The 19569-nt window shown below is 69.2% G+C and carries 24 protein-coding genes and 2 pseudogenes; 11 read left to right on the plus strand and 15 right to left on the minus strand.

Features of this window, described 5'->3' with window-relative positions; genetic code table 11:
• Nucleotides 1-101 precede the first annotated feature (101 nt).
• Nucleotides 102-368, minus strand: a complete 267-nt coding sequence (locus JIW86_RS03595) for a hypothetical protein (RefSeq protein ID WP_257552458.1) — start codon at nucleotides 366-368, stop codon at nucleotides 102-104.
• 480 nt (nucleotides 369-848) lie between these two features.
• Nucleotides 849-1979: an NADH:flavin oxidoreductase gene (locus tag JIW86_RS03600; protein ID WP_257552459.1), complete on the minus strand. Its 1131-nt coding sequence runs from the start codon at nucleotides 1977-1979 to the stop codon at nucleotides 849-851.
• Between the two features lie 222 nt (nucleotides 1980-2201).
• On the opposite strand from JIW86_RS03600, the gene JIW86_RS03605 reads away from it, so the two are divergent.
• The gene (locus JIW86_RS03605) at nucleotides 2202-2705 is read left to right on the plus strand and encodes a MarR family winged helix-turn-helix transcriptional regulator (protein ID WP_257559206.1); all 504 of its coding nucleotides are present in this window, start codon (nucleotides 2202-2204) and stop codon (nucleotides 2703-2705) included.
• Nucleotides 2706-2905: 200 nt separating this feature from the next.
• Here JIW86_RS03605 and JIW86_RS03610 read toward each other — a convergent pair whose 3' ends face one another.
• On the minus strand, nucleotides 2906-3856 hold the full coding sequence (locus JIW86_RS03610; protein WP_257552460.1) for an RNA-binding protein: 951 nt from the start codon (nucleotides 3854-3856) through the stop codon (nucleotides 2906-2908).
• Between the two features lie 258 nt (nucleotides 3857-4114).
• Complete coding sequence (locus tag JIW86_RS03615) at nucleotides 4115-4687, minus strand: SMI1/KNR4 family protein (protein WP_257552461.1); 573 nt, start codon at nucleotides 4685-4687, stop codon at nucleotides 4115-4117.
• Between the two features lie 22 nt (nucleotides 4688-4709).
• Here JIW86_RS03615 and JIW86_RS42040 point away from each other — a divergent pair.
• Nucleotides 4710-4850: pseudogene (locus JIW86_RS42040) on the plus strand (IS630 family transposase); the annotation flags it as partial.
• Between the two features lie 47 nt (nucleotides 4851-4897).
• Here JIW86_RS42040 and cpt read toward each other — a convergent pair.
• The gene (gene cpt, locus JIW86_RS03620) at nucleotides 4898-5431 is read right to left on the minus strand and encodes a chloramphenicol phosphotransferase CPT (RefSeq protein WP_257552462.1); all 534 of its coding nucleotides are present in this window, start codon (nucleotides 5429-5431) and stop codon (nucleotides 4898-4900) included.
• A 139-nt stretch (nucleotides 5432-5570) separates the two neighbouring features.
• Nucleotides 5571-6446, minus strand: coding sequence for a hypothetical protein (locus tag JIW86_RS03625; protein ID WP_257552463.1), 876 nt, complete (start codon nucleotides 6444-6446; stop codon nucleotides 5571-5573).
• A gap of 99 nt (nucleotides 6447-6545) precedes the next feature.
• Between JIW86_RS03625 and JIW86_RS03630 the strand changes: the two genes are divergently transcribed.
• Both JIW86_RS03630 and JIW86_RS03635 read left to right on the plus strand, forming a co-directional pair.
• A complete protein-coding gene (locus tag JIW86_RS03630; RefSeq protein ID WP_257552464.1) occupies nucleotides 6546-6731 on the plus strand; it encodes a hypothetical protein in 186 nt (61 codons plus the stop codon).
• 124 nt (nucleotides 6732-6855) lie between these two features.
• Entirely contained in the window at nucleotides 6856-7257 is a 402-nt protein-coding gene (locus tag JIW86_RS03635; RefSeq protein WP_257552465.1) for a hypothetical protein, read from the plus strand.
• A 75-nt stretch (nucleotides 7258-7332) separates the two neighbouring features.
• On the opposite strand, the gene JIW86_RS03640 is transcribed toward JIW86_RS03635, so the two are convergent.
• Nucleotides 7333-8166, minus strand: a complete 834-nt coding sequence (locus tag JIW86_RS03640) for an NAD(P)H-binding protein (protein ID WP_257552466.1) — start codon at nucleotides 8164-8166, stop codon at nucleotides 7333-7335.
• A 252-nt stretch (nucleotides 8167-8418) separates the two neighbouring features.
• Between JIW86_RS03640 and JIW86_RS03645 the strand changes: the two genes are divergently transcribed.
• Nucleotides 8419-8892 (plus strand): hypothetical protein, encoded by a 474-nt coding sequence (locus JIW86_RS03645; protein WP_257552467.1) that lies wholly within the window; start codon nucleotides 8419-8421, stop codon nucleotides 8890-8892.
• A 100-nt stretch (nucleotides 8893-8992) separates the two neighbouring features.
• Here JIW86_RS03645 and JIW86_RS03650 read toward each other — a convergent pair whose 3' ends face one another.
• Together JIW86_RS03650 and JIW86_RS03655 are read right to left on the minus strand one after the other, a co-directional pair.
• The gene (locus tag JIW86_RS03650; RefSeq protein WP_257552468.1) at nucleotides 8993-9898 is read right to left on the minus strand and encodes a DUF2199 domain-containing protein; all 906 of its coding nucleotides are present in this window, start codon (nucleotides 9896-9898) and stop codon (nucleotides 8993-8995) included.
• Nucleotides 9899-10063: 165 nt separating this feature from the next.
• Entirely contained in the window at nucleotides 10064-10957 is an 894-nt protein-coding gene (locus tag JIW86_RS03655; protein WP_257552469.1) for a hypothetical protein, read from the minus strand.
• A 737-nt stretch (nucleotides 10958-11694) separates the two neighbouring features.
• On the opposite strand from JIW86_RS03655, the gene JIW86_RS03660 reads away from it, so the two are divergent.
• A complete protein-coding gene (locus tag JIW86_RS03660) occupies nucleotides 11695-12054 on the plus strand; it encodes a VOC family protein (RefSeq protein WP_257552470.1) in 360 nt (119 codons plus the stop codon).
• 235 nt (nucleotides 12055-12289) lie between these two features.
• On the opposite strand, the gene JIW86_RS03665 is transcribed toward JIW86_RS03660, so the two are convergent.
• Complete coding sequence (locus JIW86_RS03665) at nucleotides 12290-12937, minus strand: HAD family hydrolase (RefSeq protein ID WP_257552471.1); 648 nt, start codon at nucleotides 12935-12937, stop codon at nucleotides 12290-12292.
• A gap of 8 nt (nucleotides 12938-12945) precedes the next feature.
• Nucleotides 12946-13704, minus strand: coding sequence for a DeoR/GlpR family DNA-binding transcription regulator (locus JIW86_RS03670; protein WP_257552472.1), 759 nt, complete (start codon nucleotides 13702-13704; stop codon nucleotides 12946-12948).
• A gap of 73 nt (nucleotides 13705-13777) precedes the next feature.
• Here JIW86_RS03670 and JIW86_RS03675 point away from each other — a divergent pair, with 73 nt between their 5' ends.
• Nucleotides 13778-15085, plus strand: coding sequence for an MFS transporter (locus JIW86_RS03675; RefSeq protein ID WP_257552473.1), 1308 nt, complete (start codon nucleotides 13778-13780; stop codon nucleotides 15083-15085).
• A 335-nt stretch (nucleotides 15086-15420) separates the two neighbouring features.
• Complete coding sequence (locus tag JIW86_RS03685) at nucleotides 15421-15588, plus strand: hypothetical protein (RefSeq protein WP_257559636.1); 168 nt, start codon at nucleotides 15421-15423, stop codon at nucleotides 15586-15588.
• Between the two features lie 229 nt (nucleotides 15589-15817).
• Here JIW86_RS03685 and JIW86_RS03690 read toward each other — a convergent pair whose 3' ends face one another.
• From JIW86_RS03690 to JIW86_RS03700, 3 genes are all read right to left on the minus strand, one after another.
• On the minus strand, nucleotides 15818-16387 hold the full coding sequence (locus tag JIW86_RS03690; protein WP_257552474.1) for a hypothetical protein: 570 nt from the start codon (nucleotides 16385-16387) through the stop codon (nucleotides 15818-15820).
• A 620-nt stretch (nucleotides 16388-17007) separates the two neighbouring features.
• A complete protein-coding gene (locus tag JIW86_RS41565; protein ID WP_416237520.1) occupies nucleotides 17008-17307 on the minus strand; it encodes a transposase in 300 nt (99 codons plus the stop codon).
• A gap of 184 nt (nucleotides 17308-17491) precedes the next feature.
• Entirely contained in the window at nucleotides 17492-17719 is a 228-nt protein-coding gene (locus JIW86_RS03700) for a hypothetical protein (RefSeq protein ID WP_257552475.1), read from the minus strand.
• 131 nt (nucleotides 17720-17850) lie between these two features.
• Here JIW86_RS03700 and JIW86_RS03705 point away from each other — a divergent pair.
• Nucleotides 17851-17958: pseudogene (locus JIW86_RS03705) on the plus strand (ATP-binding protein); the annotation flags it as partial.
• 99 nt (nucleotides 17959-18057) lie between these two features.
• On the opposite strand, the gene JIW86_RS03710 reads toward JIW86_RS03705, so the two are convergent.
• On the minus strand, nucleotides 18058-18387 hold the full coding sequence (locus tag JIW86_RS03710) for a hypothetical protein (RefSeq protein ID WP_257552476.1): 330 nt from the start codon (nucleotides 18385-18387) through the stop codon (nucleotides 18058-18060).
• Nucleotides 18388-18602: 215 nt separating this feature from the next.
• Here JIW86_RS03710 and JIW86_RS03715 point away from each other — a divergent pair, with 215 nt between their 5' ends.
• Both JIW86_RS03715 and JIW86_RS03720 read left to right on the plus strand, forming a co-directional pair.
• Nucleotides 18603-18941 carry a hypothetical protein gene (locus JIW86_RS03715; RefSeq protein WP_257552477.1) on the plus strand — a complete coding sequence of 113 codons (339 nt, stop codon included), beginning with the start codon at nucleotides 18603-18605 and terminating at the stop codon, nucleotides 18939-18941.
• Nucleotides 18942-19051: 110 nt separating this feature from the next.
• A complete protein-coding gene (locus JIW86_RS03720; protein WP_257552478.1) occupies nucleotides 19052-19408 on the plus strand; it encodes a hypothetical protein in 357 nt (118 codons plus the stop codon).
• Nucleotides 19409-19569: the final 161 nt, after the last annotated feature.

Below are 19569 nucleotides of genomic sequence, written 5' to 3' on the forward strand. Positions count from 1 at the left end.
CTTGCCCACGGTCCTGTGAACGTGTGATGCGGGGGCACAGCAGTCGACGCGGCAGACCACGGTGACCGACCAGCCCTCTCGTGAACCACCCCGCAACCCCCTCAGCAACGCGAGTCCCGAATATGGGAACGATCCATCACCCCAGGTGGCACCGTTCCCGGACCCGGGAACGGCTGCCTGCCGCGGCCCGACTTCCGTACGGGCGCGGCCTTCTGACGGTGCGCGGGGACCGCCGGCTCGGCCGGGACGGCGCCCGCCGAGCCGGGTGCGGCGGCGCGGGTGGTGGCGGAGCGGGACCGGGCGGAGGCCGCCGAGACCAGGGGCACGCCCAGGAGCGTGGTGAAGGCCTGGTAAGTGGCCATCACCATGCGACGGACGAACTCGGAGGGCAGGCCTGAGCAGTGGTCCCCCAGTGCGGCTGAGCGTCCAGCCGGAAGGAAAGACCGAGCGGCTCCATCCGCATCTCGTGTCCCTCGGCCGGATCCCGCGCCAGACGGTCGAAGATCCGGGTCCACCGCTGCTGAACGGTGACCAGGTCGTCCGGGAACCCGGGCCGCTCCGAGCCGCCCGGGACGGCCCAGTAAGGGTGTGCGGAGATGCGGCAGGAAAAGGTGATGAGCCGCCGTCAGAGCGTGGTGGTGCCAGGGCTGGCGGGCCAGGTCGGCGCCCGGGTGCGCAGCCAGGCGGCCTGGAGGTCGATCAAGTCGTCAGGGAAGTGGCGATGGGTGGCACCGGCGAGGCTCGGCAATCCTCGACCGGAGCGCGAACGCCCCGTGACTTCGGCGGACCGATGTCACGGGGCGTCCTCGGACCAGCCGTCCGCACCGCTACCGGCTACCGGCTACCGGCTACCGGCTGAGCGACCTGAGCGCCGCCGCGTCGTACGGCTTCAGCTCATCGAAGCGGTTGCCGAGAACCTTCGCCGCCCACTGCGGGTCCTGGAGCAGCGCCCGGCCGACGGCGACCATGTCGAACTCGTCGCGTTCCATGCGGTCCAGGAGATTGTCGATGTCGCCGAGCGCCGCACCCTCGCCGACGAAGGCGCGGATGAAGTCGCCGTCGAGGCCTACCGAACCGACCGTGATGGTCGGCCGACCGGTGAGCTTCTTGGTCCAGCCCGCCAGGTTCAGGTCCGAGCCCTCGAACTCCGGGAGCCAGTAGCGCCGGGTGGAGGCGTGGAACGCGTCGACGCCCGCCGCCGCCAGCGGGGCCAGGATCGCCTCCAGCTCCTCCGGGGTCTGCGCGAGCCGTGCGTCGTAGGCCTCCTGCTTCCACTGCGAGTAGCGGAAGATCACCGGGAAGTCGGCCGCGACGCGATCGCGGACTGCGGCGACGATCTCGGCGGCGAACTTCGTACGGGCCACCGCGTTGCCGCCGTAGGCGTCGGTGCGGCGGTTGGTCCGCTCCCACAGGAACTGGTCGAGCAGGTAGCCGTGGGCGCCGTGCAGTTCGACGCCGTCGAAGCCGATCCGCTCGGCCTCCGCGGCGGCGTCGGCGAACGCGCCGATGACGTCGTCGAGGTCGGCGCGGGTCATCGCCTTGCCGGTCCCCTCGGTGCCGTCGACGCGGATGCCGGAGGGGCCGACGGCGGGGGCGTCGGCGTACGGTGCCTCGCCCTGCTTGCGCACCATGCCTATGTGCCACAGCTGAGGCACGATCGTGCCGCCCGCCTCGTGCACGGCCGCGGCGACCTTCGCCCACCCAGCCAGCTGGTCCTCGCCGTGGAACCGCGGCACCCGGTCGCTCTGCCCGGCAGAGTCATGACCGACGTAGGTTCCCTCGGTGACGATCAAGCCCACACCCGCGGCGGCCCGGCTGGCGTAGTACGCCTGCACGTCCTCGCCGGGCACGCCGCCGGGGGAGAACATCCGCGTCATCGGCGCCATCGCGATGCGGTTGGGGACGGTCAGGCCGTTCAGCTTGACGGGCCGGGACAAGATCTCGGCGGCGCGGGAGGCGGTGGACGTGGTGACGGTCATGCGGGTCCTCCGGGTTGAGGCTGTGGCTCGTCAGGGTGACAACGAGAAGTGCATAATACACATGCTATGTATCATGCATATTGCAGTGTCCGGCCGTCGTGCGGCGCCGCCCGCAGGCCGAGCCGTGCAGGGGTCCGGCGGTCCCCTGGTTCACAGGTCCGCGATAATGGAGCGCCGGAAAGAACGGGAGGCGCAGTGCTGGAGAAACTGGAGCGGGAGCTGATGCTGCTCTCACGGCACCAGGTGCTTGCCCGGCGCGAGCGCGACCCCGAACGCCTGGAGCGGTCGGCGTACCTGCTGCTCAGCCGGATCGACACACAAGGCCCCATGTCCATCGGACAGTTGGCGGAGGCCTTCGGGCTCGATACCTCGACCGTGAACCGGCAGACGGCCGCGCTGCTGCGCTGCGGACTGGCCGAGCGCGTCGCGGACCCGGACGGCGGCATGGCACGCAAGCTGCGCATCACCGTTGACGGCGGGCGCCGGCTCGCCGAAGACCGTGAGGTCAACCGGGCTTGCCTGGCCCGGGTGGTCGCCGACTGGTCCCCTGAGGAAGTACGGGAGCTGGCGGACGTCCTGGTCCGGCTCAACCGCAGCGCCGAGGCCCTCGAAGGACGGTACTGGCCGCGCGCGGAGGATGGCGACATCCGCGCCGCGTGCCACCCGCCGGTCCCACACGGATCCCCGGCTCCTGCTCCGCAGGCACCCGCGACTCCCGCCCCGTAGGAGCGCCCGCGCATCGGGGCGCCCAGACCCGGCCAGCAGCCGGGCCCCGGTCGGCTGTCGGCTGTCGGCTGTCAGCTGTCAGCTGTCAGCTGTCAGCCGATTCTGAGCATTGGTGTTGTCCATCCGGGCCAGGTGTCCGGCGGGGCCTGATGGGACAACTTCAATGCACAACACCAGCTGACCACCCGGCGTGAACCGGGTCACCACCGGGCGCGCAGCACGCCGTCGCTGTCGGGCAGGGCGGCACAAAGAAGCGGGTGGCGTTCGTCGTGGCAAATGGGCAGGGCGCAGGCCGCCCGGGCCCCGGCCACCAGGGCGGCGAGCTCTTGGTACTCGGTGTCGTCGACGATCGCGTTTCTGATCGTGCCGTCCTGTGCCTCCCAGACAAACTCCGCGGCTCCCTCCTCCGGCAGCGCGGCGAGGACCGCGCCGACATCGGGGTTCAGGTCAGGCCAGACGGTCAGCAGGGCGCGCGGGCTGAGACCGGTACGAACCGCGTCGAGGTTCTCCGGCGTGAGGCGGTGGAAACGTGCAGCATTGCGGACGTAGCCCTCCTCCAGGAGCACTGTCTGCCGTGAGGCCAGCGCCGTGCGCACGCGCGCCCAGAACCCCTCGTCGGCGGCCTCCGTCACGTCCGGTTCCTCCAGCTCCGCCGCGTAGGGGGAGGTCGTCATCGGTTCCGGGAAGAGGCCGAGTTCCCGTGTACGGGCCACGGCGTCCGAGCAGAGCCGGTCGCTGCCCACGTACACGTACTGGTCCCACCCGACGTGCACGGTGAACACATCCCCCGCCTCCAGACGACACCAGGCACCTTGGTCGCGGAGCATGGCCCGGACCAGCTCCAGAGCGACCGGAAGGGAGACCTCGGCCCCGTCGTGGTAGCCGGCGAGGTCGGGCGGGAAGAGCCCGCCGAGGCCATGTCCCCCGACCGGCGGCTCCACGCCGAAGTGGACGAAAACGGTGACTTCGGGCTCGCGGATCTCCAGCCGATCGATGCCCGAGGCCTCCGCGAAGGCGCCGATCGCCGCGAGGTACGCCGCTTCGACCGGCCCATGGTCACTGACCGTCTCCTCGGCACCGGTGTAGTGGCCGTGTTCATCACGGTCGGCGGGGTCATACTTGGTGATCCGGTGGACGAAGGACGGCGGCACGTTGCTCCCTGCGCGGTAAGAAGGGCTGCCAGCGTAGTTCCCCGGTCCCGTTCCACGTCTGATCAAGGTGATCCAGACGCTACCCAGCGGGCCACCTATCGCGCTCAGAGGCCAAGTAGCACGCTCAAGGGCCGACTATCGCGCTCAGCCTCGAGCCCGTTCGTGTGACGTAGCGCCGTACTTTGCCAGTCTGGCCAGGTACGGCGCTCAGCTGGGTGCGCCAGCGGTGAACCAGGCATCGGGAGAGGCCGGACGGCGTCAGCGTCGAGACGTTCCGAGGGTCTGGTCGGCCGTCGCGAAGCGGTGCTCCGTCGGCTTCAGCACTTCGTGGAGGTGGCCGAAGTACTCCGTTTCCGCCGTTCCTGTGAGCACCGCCAGCAGGAAGGCGAGGCACCCCATGTCGTGGTGCTCCCACAATGGGCCGCGCCCCTCGTTGTAGAGCACGGTCCACTCGTCGGGATGCTGACCGGGCCGCGCCAGCCAGTACAGGAACGCCCCCGTGCCCTCCTCGAACGCCCACGGCAGGACCCGCGCCCCCGCCTCCAGCAGGCCGGCGGGCTTCGCCTCGAACTCCCACAGGCTGGCGAAGATCTCGTCCCGTTCCGTCGTCTGCGCGTGCAGGTCACAGTCGCTGTAGGCGGAGTCGGGCACGAGCAGCCAGATCGTGTCGTCGAAGATGCCGTCGCCGTACGTCTCGACGAGCTGCTTGTAGTCGGCGGGCAGAGCCGCACCCAGGGCGCGCTCGGTCTGCGCCCAGTCCACCGCGGGCGGCGGTTCGGCGGGCGGCGGGCAGAGGCGGACGAGGGCGTCGAGGGCGTCGAGGGCGATCACGGAACGGACGCTACTGGACCGCCTACGGCAGTTCACCCTCGCCGGCTCCAACCACCACGCCCGCCGCCCCGACGTCCTGACCGCACACCGACGCGAACGCGCCCGTATCCGCAGCGAGAAGGGCGTCCGCTGGGGCGGCCGGTCCAGGATCGCCACCGCTTGAGCTGCGCGCGGCTGCAGACCGGGCGGGGCCGAGCGCTGGTTTGCCGATCAACTGACGTGGGCGGCGATGGCTCGCGCACACACCATGGATTCGGTATGCGTCGTATCGACCTCAAGGTCGTAGGTCACCCCTTGGTGAACCACATCTGCCTGCGACGCGGCCATGCCCTGGACTCGATCTCCTCGTGCGACCTCACGGCCGGCGGCGACCGCACCCTCACACTTGACGCCGACCCAAAGCACCGCCAGGTCGCCCGTAGCCTTCTGCCACCGCTGTTGGGACGCGGCTCCGCCGAGGAAGACGTCGTCGACGATGATCCGGGCGCCTGCACCGGCCATCGCAACGATGCCCTCGGTCCAGGCGGCCTCCAGCGCCCGGAAGTCCGCCCCGACGCTCACTCGGCCGTCTGCCCCGATCTCGATCCCCGCGTCCGACGCCTGCATCTTCGCGGGCAGCGCGTCGACGAACGAATCGACCCCGAACGCCAACCACGGATCCGGCAGTACGGCCTGCAGGCACCGCACGATCCCAGACTTCCCCGAGCTGGAACCACCATTGAGAATGATCATCTGAGTTGTCACCGCGCCACGGTAGGGGCACCTCCCCAGGACACGAAACGAATTTCGGCAGACACCACCCTGCTGCCACAACCCGGTGAACGTTCCCGGTCACAACACTGGACGGGCCTCACCTCGGCGACGCTGAAGTACAGTTCCGGCGTCAGGCGCCGTCGGCAGCCTTCCGCAGCTCGTACAGCTTCCCGGAATCAGGGTGACCGACGTGCTGGTATATCCGGGGCTTGCGGTCGGTGCCGCCGACGCTCCACGCCCGCCAGGAATACCCCGGGACGTCGATGCGGACCTCCTGGGTCCAGACGTCCCGCCCAGGCTCGTACGACCAGGTGCCGGAGCCCGAGCACCGCCGTGACGGGCCGCTGGGGTGATCGTCGGGGCGGTGCTGGCCGACGCCGGAGGCCGTGACCCGGCCGTCCGACGTGAAGACGAGCGTGCCGCTCGTGTGATCGACCCAGGTGCCGGCCATGGTCGCCGGACCGATCGCCGGCGGCTCGTACGCGGGCAGCAGGCCGACCGTGAGCCCGAGTGCGCCGAACAGGCCCGTCCCCGCCACCACCGCCGTGCCCCACAGCGCCACTTGCCGGACGAGTCCCGGGTGCCGGGGCCGGGCAACCAGGCCGCCCATCGAGAGCGCGGCCGTGGCCACCGCCCAGAAGGCGAGCACGGGCCGCGCCTCCATGCGGTTGTACGCCGCGAAGGCCGCGATCGGCGGGGTCACCAGGGCCGCCACCACCAGCGGCACCCACCACCACGCCTCGCGGCCGCCGATCCGGCGGCCGAGCAGGTCGGCCAACGCCACCGCCGGCAGCACGAAAATCAGCGACAGCAGGAACGCGATCACGCCGACGATCACGCCGAAGGAGAGCAGGCCCGCCACCAGGGCGCTGTGGTCGACCGGGGTGTCCGGCGGCGGCTGCGTCCGGACGTACAGGAGGACCACCACGACGGCGAGCGCGACCTCCAGGCAGCCCACCAACACCGAGACCAGCAACATCCGGCCGTACGACCGCTTCTGATGCACGGCCAACCCCCTCGTGGCACGGCGAAATGAACTCGTCCGCCCTGACGGCGGCGTGGATCCATTCTGCCAGCCGGGCTGAACGCGTTCAATTCATTCTTTGTGCGCACCTCCGCCCGCACCGCCGCCCAGCTCACCGCCGACACCGGCAGGTCACGCGAGAGGTTGCTCACCGCCCCCTCCACCATCCGGTCCTCCCGCCGGCCCTCGACGGTCAGCAGGGCCGAGACGGTCACCTTGCGCACCTGCGGGGCGTCCTGGCGCAGGGCCTTCGTGCCCAGGACGTAGCCGGCGTCGGCCCGGGGCCTCCTTTGAGGTCTGTGCCGGCCTACGACCAGGGCATGGGCGGCCGCGAAGTGCTCGTCGCCGTCGGCGCCCACCTCGCCGCCCGCACGCAGACCCCCTGACCATCGTGGAGCCTCCGGCGCTGCATGCCGACATCACCGCCATCGTCGCGGTACTCCAGCCCACCGTGGACTGCACGGTCATCTCCGCCCAGGAAGCCGCGCATGGGCTTCCCCTGGCCGACCAAGGCGTGCTGGCCGTGCACGCCGACCAGCTGAAGGATCCGGACGTCCGCAAACCGCTGTCCGACCTGGCCCACGCCGCCGACCACCTCCTGGTGGTCCGCCACGACTACAGCGAGCCCACCCTCGACAGCCTCGCCGCCCCAGCCCACACACTGACCTACCGAGCGCGGCGTCGGCCTACCTCCCGCCGCCGATGGCTGAGCGCAAGCAGCGCATCATCGACCGGCTCAACCACAACCCCGCGACGGGCGCGGCCCGGACATCCTCGAGTACATCGACCCTGAGCAGGTGGAGTCCGTCGATGTCGACCGGCTCCATGCCGAGGCCCAGGAACGCATCGAGGCAGCGGGCCAGGCGATTCAGCGGAAGGCGTTGGTGTTCTCTGAAGCCCACTGCTGGAACGGGCGGGCCGGCGTTCCGGTGACCTGTGAAACCGTGTCGCGCACCATCAGCAGCTCGTGGTTCACGTCTCCGCCGGTGACGTCGAGTACCGCGTCCGCGGCCTCGGGCCCGAAGACCGCGGCCATCTGTGCGTGGGCCTGCTGGCGGCTGATTTCGGCGAAGGGGACCTCCCGACCCAGTGCTGCCGCGATGGCCTCGACCTGCTGTCGGGCGGTCACCGGCTCTGGACCGGTCAAGGCATACGTGAGTCCGTGGTGGCCGGGCTCGGTCAGTGCCACGCGTGCTACCGATGCGATGTCCGCGGGGTGGATGGTTGGCAGCGCGGTTTCGGCGTACGGCGCGTGGACGGTCTCGTGGCCACGGATGGAAGCGGCCCACATCAGGGCGTTCGAGGCGAACTGCGTCGGCCGCAGGATCGTCCAGGCCATGCCGCTTGCCTTGAGCAGTTGCTCCACCGCGAGGTTCTCGCCGGCGGGGCCGAGGTGCGGGTGGGTCTGGACGGTGATGGACGACACCAGCACGACGTGCTCCACGCCCGCCTCCCGGGCGGCTTCGAGGATGTCGGCGTCTGGGCCCAGACGCGAAACGAGAAACAGCGAGCGCACCCCCTCCAGCACGGGCTTCAACGATGCCGGCTCTGCGAAGTCGCCCTCCACGGCCTCGACCCCGTCGGGGAAGACGGCCCGTGCGGCATCACGGGTCAACCCTCTCAGCGGCCCGACACCGCGAGCGTGCAGCTCCTTCAGCAGGGCACTGCCTATGTTTCCGGTGGCTCCGGTCACGAGGATCATGGGTGTGTTTCCCGTCGTCAGATGATCAAGTAGGCAACACGCTAAATCCTCAATCACACTTCAGGTCAAGAAACGCCCGGCCATACCCGCGGCTGGGCACGGTCACGTGTACGCCGACACTGCCCCTCGAGAGCGCCCAGGCGCGCGCGGTGGCTCCACGGCAGCCGCACATCCAACGCCACGAGGCCCAGCAGCAGTCCGCTGCCCACCAGCGCCGCTCGCCTCGTCGGCGGCCAGTCGTAGGGTGACCGGGTGAGTGACATCTACGAGCTGATGATTTCCGTGGACCTGCGGGACGAGATCTCCGAGCAGGAGCTCGCCGAGCTGAGCTGGCATCTGGGGATCGGGCCGCAACCAGAGCGTCTGTTCATCGTCACCGCGTTCCCAGTCGTGGTGGACGACTCGGGGATCCCGGTGATCGAGGACGATCCGTATCCACTACTGGCTGGGCGCGGCGCGGCATCGCGGGTGGGTGGTGTGCTCTGCTCGGCACTGGCCAGTCGCGCGGACCTGCCGCGGAAGGGCTGGTCGCTGATGTCCCGACAGGAGATCCACCCGGACGAGTTCGAGAAGGTCGGCGAGCTGCTCTGCTGGCTGGCCACAAGGGCTCACGAAACGCATCTGCTGGGGGATGGCGCGGTCGGGATGGGATTCCTCCGGTTCTATGAAGCCGAGGTTCCAGATGTACTTCAGGTCGCTAGCGGACGGGTCAGCTGGCCAACCTGAAGAGAACGGCCGAGGTCGGCTACCCTCCGGAGCCGGCGGGTTTGGGGCGGTCCGTCGCCCGGCCGGACTCATGGCCGGGGCCTGGGGCCCTTCTTTCGGATCAGGACGGATCTGCCCAGGTGAGGGACCGCCAGACGTGCTGGGCCCAGGCGAGATCCGCGGGCTCTTCATGAGTGCAGAACACCCCGGCGGCGGTGCCGGAGGCCGGCACCGTGAAGCCGTAGAACTCGTGCCGTTCCCGGCCGTGGTCGTCCGGGGTCAGCCAGAAGGCGTGGCGGAGACCGCCGGGCAGAAGCTCGGTTAGCCGCTGCGCGGGAAGCTTGTCGGGGGCTCCGGCGAGCAGTGCGGAGAGGAAGTCCTCGGGGGTACGTCCCGGGTTGTCGTCCATGAACACGGTCACGGCGACGCTGCGGTCCGGCCCGGCGAACTGGTCCGCTCCGTCGGCGAACCGGGCGGTGAGGCCCGCGCTGCGGACGATGGACCAGTGGTCGCCGAGGTCGGTTCGCACGTCGACGGGGAGCTGGTGCGGGAAGCGGCTGAGGACGTGGTCCCGGTCCCAGGTGTCTTCCAGGACGCGGGTGGCCGTCGGGTGGTGGCCTACGACGAGGTGTGGCAGCTCCTCAGGGTCGGCGACCCGGGCGGTGAACGGGGCGCCCAGCAGGTCGTCGCCCCAGGGACGAATCTTGTTGGCGAGCCTGCCCCTGAAGGCGAGATCGGCGTAGCCGTGGTCCTCCCACATGTCGTGGGCCTTCCGGAGGGCGGCGTCGTCGACCTCCAGCCAGATGCCCAGGACGAGTTCCGTCTCGTGCGTCAGCCGGATGGGCAGCAGGCACCGGATGAATGAGCCGACGCCGTCAACCCGGAGCAGCGCGGAGGGGCCGAGCCGGTGCCGGGCCTCTTCAGGTGCGGTGAGCGCAGCGTCGGGCAGGTTGTAGCCGACGTCGATACGCCGCTCGTCTGTGAGGGAGTCGCCGCAGCAGGAACAGGAGGGCAGGTGGCTGGTCACGCCGCCAGCTTAGGTAGCGGCTGCACTGCCCAGATGCCCGGGGCGCCCTCGGGGCGGCCACTCACACAGATCTGGCCGCACGGTGATCCGAAGGAAACGCCTTGGGTCGGCAGGACGCGGAAGCCCCGCGCCCGGTCGCCAGGCGCGGGGTTCCTCCCCGTGTTGCTACTTCTTCACCCTGGTCAGGTGCACTGCCGCGATGTCACTCGCGGTGACGGCGACCTGGTAGTCGGTGTCGACCGCGGTGGCGGTCGCCTTGACCTCAACATCACCGCCCTGGAAGGGGGTGGTTCCCGTGGGGTCCGCCTGGGCGCTCCAGGCGACCGGCGGGCCGGGTACGCACTTCACGGTGGCGCTGTACGGGCCGCGGATCAAGATGTTCCGCTTGACCTGGGTGACCAGGCCCGACACGTCAACCTGGGCCGGCTTGTTGCAAGTGACTTTGCCGTGCACGGTGGCCTTGCCGTTGAGTGCGCTGGCCTGGCCCTCGAGCGTCACCCCGACGCCAAGCGAAAGCTCGGCAGGGGCCGCCGGATTCTTGACGTGCACCTGGCCGCGCAGGGCAGACTCGCCACCCTCGCAATGCTGCTCGTAGACGGCGTCAAGGGCCTCGACGTACCCGTTAGGGCCCCAGTTGATCTTCGAGATGGTGAAGGTCCCGGTCAGTGTGCCGCAGCCGCGGCCGTTGCCGTCGTGGTTGAGGCCGGGAGCGTTGGCCCCGTTGAACGGGTAGCGGGTGGCGTCCTCGTAGGTCTTCGCCTGGAGCTGCTGGCCTTCCGGCGCAGACAGGGAGACGGACCACCAGTCACCGTTGGCGCCGCTGATGCTGACGTCGACCAGGCCGCGGGCCGCGGACCCGCTCACCTGGATCCGGTCCGTGCCAGCAGAGTAGGTGTAGGAGCCACCGCCGCTGATGTAGTCCCCTGGGTCGCCGCTGAAGCTGACGGTCCCCTCCGTCACCGGCTGCGCATGCGCAGCCGCTGCCGTCACAAGGCCACCCGTGGCCAGCGCCAGCGCGAGCCCCAGCCCGGTTGCGGTGCGTGCCAGGGCGCGACGCATCGTGTGTTTCATCAAAACTATCCCCCCACGTGACATGCGTGGAACCCCGCGCGGCCTGCTGCCGCAAGGGCCACCGGAGTCTCGCAAGACGGGATACCTGGGGCAACTCCTTTTGCAGAATGGGCTGTTGGGGGCGCTGAGCCTGGTGGCTGTAATGGAAAAGGTCCTGCCGTGGATCCCCTCACCGGGCGACAGCTCCCAGCAGCACGGCGCACGGTGGAAGAGCAGGTGTTCTGTTCCTCCAGGCAGGCAGTGTCTTTCATCGAGCGTGTTCTATCTAGCGACCTCAGCCGCTCGCCCGATGTGGGTGACCGCGCCCAGCGGCTCCTGGACACCCTGGACGCCTTGGACGCCTTGGACGCACAGAGCCACGAGGGCGCACTTCGCGCCCAACACCGGCTTGCGGACGAGCGACGAGCGAGAACCTGCCGCTGCTCGGATGCGTCGATCCATACGACGACACCATGTTCAACCGGTCGCAGCTCAGGGTCCTGATCCCGGAACTCCGGGCTTTGGCGGAAGGCTCAGCCGCCGAAGAAGCCGAGGCGGTGCACGAAATCCTTGCTCTGACTGCTCAAGTCGAGCGCAAGGCCCACCGATACCTCGTCTTCAACGACGACTGCCGACGCCACTTCCACAGCAGGCCCTAGCGGGGGCCGTGCTCATCGGACGTAGCGCGCTAGCAGTCGCGCGGCGAGTCCGGCGGGTAAATCTCAACGGGCTGGTAGCTTCCACAGGTGATCAACGGTGCACACACGATCATCTACGCGAGCAATGCGCAGGCGACGCGCGCCTTCTTCCGCGATGTGCTCGAGTTCCCGCACATCGACGCCGGAGACAGCTGGCTCATCTTCAAATCCCCACCTGGCGAACTGGCTGTACACCCAGCCGATCCGCAGGCCGCTGGCAACAGCGAGCTGTTCCTGATGTGCGACGACCTCGCCGCCACGGTCACGGATCTGAAGGCCAAGGGGGTCGAATTCACGACGGACATCTCCCACCAGGGCTGGGGACTGGTCACCACCCTGGCTGTGCCGGGCGCGGGCACGCTCGGTCTGTATCAGCCAAGGCACGACACCGCGTACGACCTGGAATGATCCGCATCACCGTTCGTTGCGGCGCCATCCATTCCGTACGCGCCGGAGCGAGCCTCCCCCTGCGCCCCGACCGCCCCTGATCGTGCCCGGCGGCAAAAGGCGACGTTCCCTTTGCCGCTCCCCGCATCGGTACAGCACCTATCGGCGAGGTTGATCTTGGGAGCACGGCCCTGACGACCGCACAGCACCAAAATATCCCGCGCACCCACACGTCGGCCCCTGGCCACCCCGGCGGTCAGTTGCCGGTCCGGCCTCGGCCCGCGGCGGCCGCGTCGAGCCGGTGCTCCCGCAGTGTCGCGCGCAGTTCGTCCAGGCCGGTGAACAGCTCACCGCGCAGACCGGCGGCGCGCGCCGCGCACACGTTCTCCTGCCTGTCATCCACGAAGAGGACGTCCGCCGGTTCGACTCCGAGCGCCCGCACACACCACGCGTATGCGCCCGGCTCGGGTTTCGCGTGACCGATCCGGCAGGAGAACCCGCACACCTCGAAGTGCCTCAGCCAGGCGTGGTGCGCTTCGTAGTGCGCGGCCAGTTCCGGTGGGATGTTGGAGAGCAGGCCGAGGCGCCGGCCCGCTGCCGCAAGCTCCTCGATGAGCGTCACCATATCCCCGTCGACCGCGCTCCAGCCGGAGATATCGGCCTCGATGAGCGCCCCGATGCGTGCGGCGTCGAAGCGTGTGCCCAGAGACGTCCCCACCTCGTGCCAGTAGGCCGGACCGGTCAGCTCACCCCGGTCGTATGGCGGGCGCAGCCGCCAGTACGCTTCCCAGAAGGCGGGCGCGGGCGCCCCGGCGGTCGAGACGAGCACCGTTCTCGCTTCCGGGGACTGGTGCTGTGCGATGACGCCGAACAGGTCGAAGAGGACGGTGCCTTGGGACGTCATGGTCCGCCTCATACCTTCCGTACGGTGACGCCGGCCGTCGCCAGCGCATCGGTCACCTCGGTCGGCGCCGACTCATCGGTGACCACGGCGTGGAGCGCGGTGGGTGGCGCCACGAACGCCAGGGCCGTGCGGGAGAGTTTGCCTCCCTCGGCAACGGCGATGGTGCGCCGGGCGGACGCGATCGCCGCACGTTTGACAGCCGCGTCGGCGAGATCGTAGGCGGTCAGCCCGTCGTCGGCGGTGAGGCCGCAGCAGCCGATGACGGCCGTGTCGAAACGGACCGCCGCGAGGGAGGCTTCCGCGAGGGGGCCGGTCAGCGCCAGCTCGCCCGGCCTCGGCTCGCCGCCCGGGAGCAGCAGCCGCACCGAAGGGGAGCCGGTCAGCGCGTTGGCGGCGTGCAGCGACAACGGCATGATGGTGACGCGGCGGTCGCGCAGTGCCCTGGCGACCTCCAGGCACGTCGTCCCGCTGTCGATGACGACGGACTCGCCATCGGCGATCAGCGCGGCGACGTCCGCCGCGATCCGGCGCTTGACCTCCGCCCCCTCCTGAGCCCGCAGTCCGAACGGCGGCTCCTCTCCACGGAGGAGCAGGCTGCGTGCACCGCCGCGGAAGCGTTCCAGCACGCCCTGTTCTGCCAGGATCTCCAGGTCACGGCGCACCGTCATCTCGGAGCAGTCAGCGAGCGCGGCCAGCTCGGCCACGCTCAGTTCACCCGCCTCCCGTACGGCGGCGGCGATCCGGCGGTGTCGTTCGGTAGTCCCCATGAAAGCATTGCACACCAAGTGCGTTCGATAGTCAAGCTATCGAACACGATAATTGTTCGTTATGTTTGCTGACATGAACCAAACCCTACGAGCCGCCCGACTCGCCACGTTCTCCTTCTTCGCCCTGAACGGCTTCCTGATGGGCATGTGGATCGTGCACATCCCCGCGGTCGAATCCCGGACGGGGATCGGCCATGCCGTGCTGGGGTGGCTCCTTCTGCTGCTGGGCGGTGGTGCGTTCGCCGGGATGCAGCTGTGCGGCCGCCTCACCGACCGCATGGGCGCCCGCCGGGTCGTGCCTGCGGGTGCCGCGCTGTGCAGTGCGGCGGTGGTGCTGCCGGCCCTGGCCGTCGACGCGCCGACCCTCGGGGTGGCGCTGTTCCTGCTCGGTTTCGGCAACGGCTGGCTCGACGTCAGCATGAACACCCACGCCATCCAGGTGGAGCGCGGATACGCCCGACCCGTCATGTCTGCGTTCCACGCGGTGTTCTCGCTCGGCGGCGTGCTCGCCGCGCTGGTCGGCGCGCGGCTCATCACCTGGGGGTGGGACCTGGGAGTCACCCTCACTGCCGTCGCCGTGACCGGTCTCGTGGTGACTGTTATCGCCACTCCGGCTCTCCTCAGCCCTCGGGGCGGCGCTCCCAGCTGCGCCCGCTCCGACGCTACGGCCGTCGGCGTCGCCACGGCGTCCACCGGTACGGCGGCCGACGGCGCACGCCCGGCACGGCGGCGGCGGACACCCCGACGGGTGTGGGTCCTGGCCGTGTTGACCCTGCTGCTCATGCTCTGCGAAGGCGTCGCCAACGACTGGAGCGTGCTGCACCTGGAGGGCGTACTCGGCGCGTCCGCCGCCACCGCGGCCTTCGCCTACGGTGCCTTCGCCACGGCCATGACGGTGGGCCGGCTGCTCACCGACCGGGTCGCTGCCCGCACCGGGCCCGTGTTCGTCGTTCGCTACGGCGCCTCCGCCGCGGGCGCCGGTCTGGCCGTCGCCGCGCTGTCGCCGTGGGTGGTGCTCGCGCTGGCGGGCTGGGCGGTCTTCGGGCTCGGGCTGTCCGGCTGCGTACCGCAGTTCTTCAGTGCCGCCGGACATACCGAGGAGGACGCGGCCGGCGCCCATGTCTCCCGGGTCGCGGGGCTCGGCTATCTCGGGATGCTGGCAGGACCCGCAGTCATCGGCCCGCTGACCCATCTCGTACCGCTGAACCTCGCCCTGCTGCTGCCCGTGGCACTCTGCGCGGCGGCGGCTGCGGCCGCGGGCGTGCTCCGCGCCGAGCGTCCGCCGGCGTCCGGGGCGGCTCCCCAGCCGGCGTCCTCCGGCACGCCGTCGGTCGACACGGCGCGGCCTGGGTCTAGGTATGGAACTGACGCAGGTTGTTGACAGGTGGGGCTCTCGTATTGGGAGACCTGTGCGACTGAACGCGAGCTCTCGAGGCGGGCGAAGCACGGCTCACCGTGGATGGACTTCCCGCAGAGTTCGGGGCGCGGCAAGGCGCTTTCAGCTCTACTACCTCAGGCCGACGCAGTCGAAGACCTCGACTGGGTTGCCGCGGTCGATTCCACCATCATCCGTGCACACCAGCACGCCGCCGGGGCCCGCAAAAGGCCCCGGCCGGTGCCGCTCCTGCGGAGGACTGACCACCAAGATCCACCGTGCGTCGTGGGGGGGCGGACATCGAATGGACCCGCCAAGCCGAACAAGACGCCCCGAAACCGATGAGCGGCTTCGCAAGCTTCCTGCGCCAGGACCTCGGCGCCGTCACCGCTGAACTCACCCTCCACTGGAGCTCAGGCGTAGTCGAAGGCCACGTCAACATGGTCAAGACTATGGCGGAGCCCGGCGGGCGGAACGCCGCAGGAGCCGGTGCGGGTCTCGTGCTCTGATCCCGCTGAGGCCATATGCGCCAAGAGGCGGGCGGTTGGAGTCCCGGCCGAAGACCCTGGCGCTGCTGGCCGCCCGTCGAATCCGGCGGGCGGGGCGGCGGCCCGGCTACTACCCCCAGAGCGCTCTGGGTACCGGGCCTGACCCGCACACCCATGCCGGCACGAGCTGGATCTGACCCTACCGGCCCGCCCGGCCTGGCTCACGTGCGGAGCTGCCGCTCGCGTCCGGTCAGTTGGTGACCGGCCACTCCAGCGGTTCCCCGTGGAAGCCCTGCAGCAGTTCCACCGCGACGGGCTTGCGGCCCTCCGGGATGAGGAAGGCGGTGCAGATCTTCTCCGACTGGCCCTGGGTCAGCTGCTTTTCCGAGTCCGGCTCCGGGCAGTTGGGCCACTTCGCGTCACCCATCATGACGAGGAGGGCACGGGTTCGCTGGCCCGAGTCCGTCTTGATGACCAGGTCGTCGTCCATGTCGCTGATCTCCATGGCCGTGCCGCTCTTGTGGGTGAGCGTCGACCAGACGTAGACGGGTATCTGGGGGCCGTCCTTGTCGTCCTTCTTCAGGCCGGAGTTGTCCATGTCGGCCTTGGTGCCGGTCTTCACCTCGGTCGGCGTGACCGTGAACTTGGCATCCGCCGATCGCGTCTTCGAACTCTCCTGCGCCGGGCTGGCCTCACCCAGAGCGAACTTCGTCTTCTTGGCGCCAGCCTTGGAACCGGAACTGGGCGACTGGGAGCTGGAGCTGTTGCTCTTGCCCAGGCCCAGGTCATTGCAGCCGGTCAGCGCCACGGCCAGAACCACAGCCCCCGCCGCTGCTGGTACGGCACGACTCCACGCACGCATCTCTATCTCGCTTTCCCATTGGATTGGATGTCACAACTGCCCGGCTGGAACATCGGGCCCGCGCAACCGGAACCTCGATCTTCGCCGATCCTGCCCGGGAACGATCAATCGCCCCCGAGGACGTGGCGGTGATGAACGGGGAGCGTTGGAACGGCCGGCCCGTCGGCACCCGGCGCGGCGGGCATGGGCGGCGCCCGGATCAGGGGGTGCGCTTGCCAAGGTCCACCGAGACCGAGGTCAGGGGTGCTCCTTGAAGTCCTCGCCGGTCGGCAGCTCGGCGCGTTGGTGGTGATCGACCTGTGCATGTCGGTCGGCAAGATGCCGAAGTGCGCTGCCAAGCGCCGGTGGAGACGGTGGGAGGCTGCGTACACCTGCCCCTGCTGCGGTGCTGACGAGCCGTGCAGCTCCGTGCGAGGGTGCGTGAGTCGGAAGGCGCGGTCGGCGTTCGCGGCGGTGACTGCGGGCAGTCCCGCTGGGCCTCGAGAGAGGCGGGCTGGCCGGTCCCGGCGGGATGTGCGGCGGGTGATTCGCCTGGTCATCAGCGTGATCGCTGCCCAGTTGATGAGCGACTCGGAGTGCTAAATCAGCCGTTCGTAGTCGCGGGCGTGCCGGCGGGCGTGCATGACCCAGGCGATCGACCGTTCAACGACCCAGCGGCGGGGCAGGACGACGAACCCCTTGGCGTCCTTGGGCTGACTCACCGCTTGACCGTCAGGTTCAGGTAGTTCGTCGCCCAGGGTCACGAGCCGTCCGGCGTAGGACGAGTCGGCCCAGACGATCGTGATCTCCGGGTGCATCAGCCGCAGCCGGAACAGCACTTCCTTCGCCGCGTAGCGGTCGGTGATGTCGGCCAGGGTGACCATCACGAAGAGCGGCAAGCCCTTTTGCTCGCCGTGACAGCGCAGCAGAGACGGCCTCGCCGCCCGGGGACCACTCCCCCGGGCCGTGGCGGGCCGGCCGGTTGGGGACAGAACCCCGGCAAGTCGTGAGCGCTGCGGGCGGCCTGCGGGCTTCGACCGCTGCGACACGGAAATGGGAGTCGCGGGCTGAAAGGCCCGCCGGTCAGGCGACCTCCTGGCGCTCGGGTCCCTTCCGCGTCTTCACCCCGCCGACGATGAGCGCCAGCCCGACGACAACAATGCCGAGGTAGGCGGTGGACGGAAGGTCGACGACCTTGTGCAACCAGCCCCACTCCGTGCCGAAGAGGGTCTGCGAAGCGAAGCTGACAAGCCCCTGGGCTCCTACGACGTAGCCGATGCTTTCGACGGTGTATCCGATGGTTGTTCGCACGGATCAACCCTCTCCCAGCGGTGCCGCAAGATCGTCCTCCACAGGGCCGAGAACACAGTAGGCCAAAGGATGCAGTCGCATGCGGAGAGCACCGGCACAGCACCCCGCCGCGGCAGAGGAGTGGGCGACACGGTTGGGCCAAGACCTTCACCGACCCCCGCCTGTGCGCGGCCATCGTCGACCGCCTGACCTTCGACGGCAGCATCATCGAAACCGGCACCGACTCCTACCGCCTCGCCACCGCTGCCGCCGCTGCCAGCTCGTCCTCGCTGAACCTGAGACGCTCGGGTTCCAGACGGCGATCCCAAACCGGGCGAAACCACAGGGCCAGTCGTAGTTCAGTGCGTCCACGGTTGTTTATCCTCCGCAGCACGGAGCATCGATGGCGAGGGGGTGGTGAAACTGTCGTCGCCGTTGGCCTCGAGGAGGTCTCCCGACCACTGCATGTCGATCGACGCCTGACACATGGGGCAGCCGACGCTCTCCAGGTTGCCCCCATAATCCACGGCGGTCACCGCGTTGTTCCACGTCACGTCGATCTCCATGTCCACGCCGCCGGCAACGCCGGGAGTCAGTTCTTTGACCAGCGAGGCCGCGCGATCAGCGGCATCGCGGTCGGGCTGCCACTCCGGATCGGTCGGGATGACGGACTGGACATCGTCGCTCACAGCTCCCCCACCTGGTCAGACACGGCCTGGCCCCGGCCGCCCGCTCGGCTCAAAGAACCGGCGGCCCGCCACCCGCTACGACGCCGGCCGCGTCCTCGCCACCGGCGAGGCATGCAGTCGGCCGACTCACCACAAGACAGGCACCAAACCGCGCCGCGGCGGTTGATCCTCCACCCAAACTCATCACCACCAACCCGGCGATGTTGGATAGCGGCATGGCGAGACGCAAGAAGGAGAAGAAGAAGCAGCCCGTCTTCGGCATTCCGAAAGGGATCGTCCTGTTGGCGACGCCGGAGGGCTGGCGCACCAGCGTCCTCACCATGGAAGGCGGAATGTTCTGCGGGCGCCTGGACATTTCGATCAACACAGACCCACAAGACGCACGGGCCGCGGCGGCGGTGATGGTGACGGAACTCGCGCGCGACGTCCACGACACTGACGTCGAGGTGAACTGGGATCCGCCCCAGGAACCCTGGTCATGGACCGCCCAAGTAACCCTCACCGCCGAAGACGAACCTCCTTCGCCGGGCAGCGAAGGTGAAACGGCAAGCTGAGGGCTAGACCCAAACAAGAAATAGGACGGGCCAAGGCCGCAACTCCGCAGGGTTTTCGGAGTTGCAGTGGCATGGCATGTAGTGCCACGCCATCGGAAGGATTAACAGCCTTGGCCCATTGGATCGCAGCAGTGGGGGCGCTGCTGGCAGTGCTTGGTTCCGGAATGCGAGCGTGGTTCTCGTTCACAGAGTATGAGGACCTACTGAAGAGAACCGAAGCCGGCAAGCTGGTCAAGTGGTCGTTCATCGTGCCCCTCAGCGGTCCCTACGGGCTGTTCAAGCTCCCAAGTCTGATTCGCATGGAGCTAGCGACCGCTCGCCACGTGAAAGAGATTCTGGCCGAGGGCGGCGACAATGCACGCCGGCTGAGTGAGCTGTTCAACCAGTTCATGGCCTGGTATTTGGTGCTCATGGGCGCTTTCCTGGGCCTGCTGGCCTCAGTTATCAAGGCAATCTCCTCCCTTTAGCCCCAACGACACAGACGTCAGGGGCACCGGCTTCGAGGTGGACCGCCACGGATGAGCCCCCCAGTCGGCGTCTTCAGCCCAAACGTGACGACGGGGAACCTCAGGTAAGAGCTGACCACTATCGCAGGCGCGTCCAGCATTGAGCCCACCGTCAGGGCCAC

The organism is Streptomyces sp. NBC_00162, from assembly GCF_024611995.1.
Classification (GTDB): domain Bacteria; phylum Actinomycetota; class Actinomycetes; order Streptomycetales; family Streptomycetaceae; genus Streptomyces.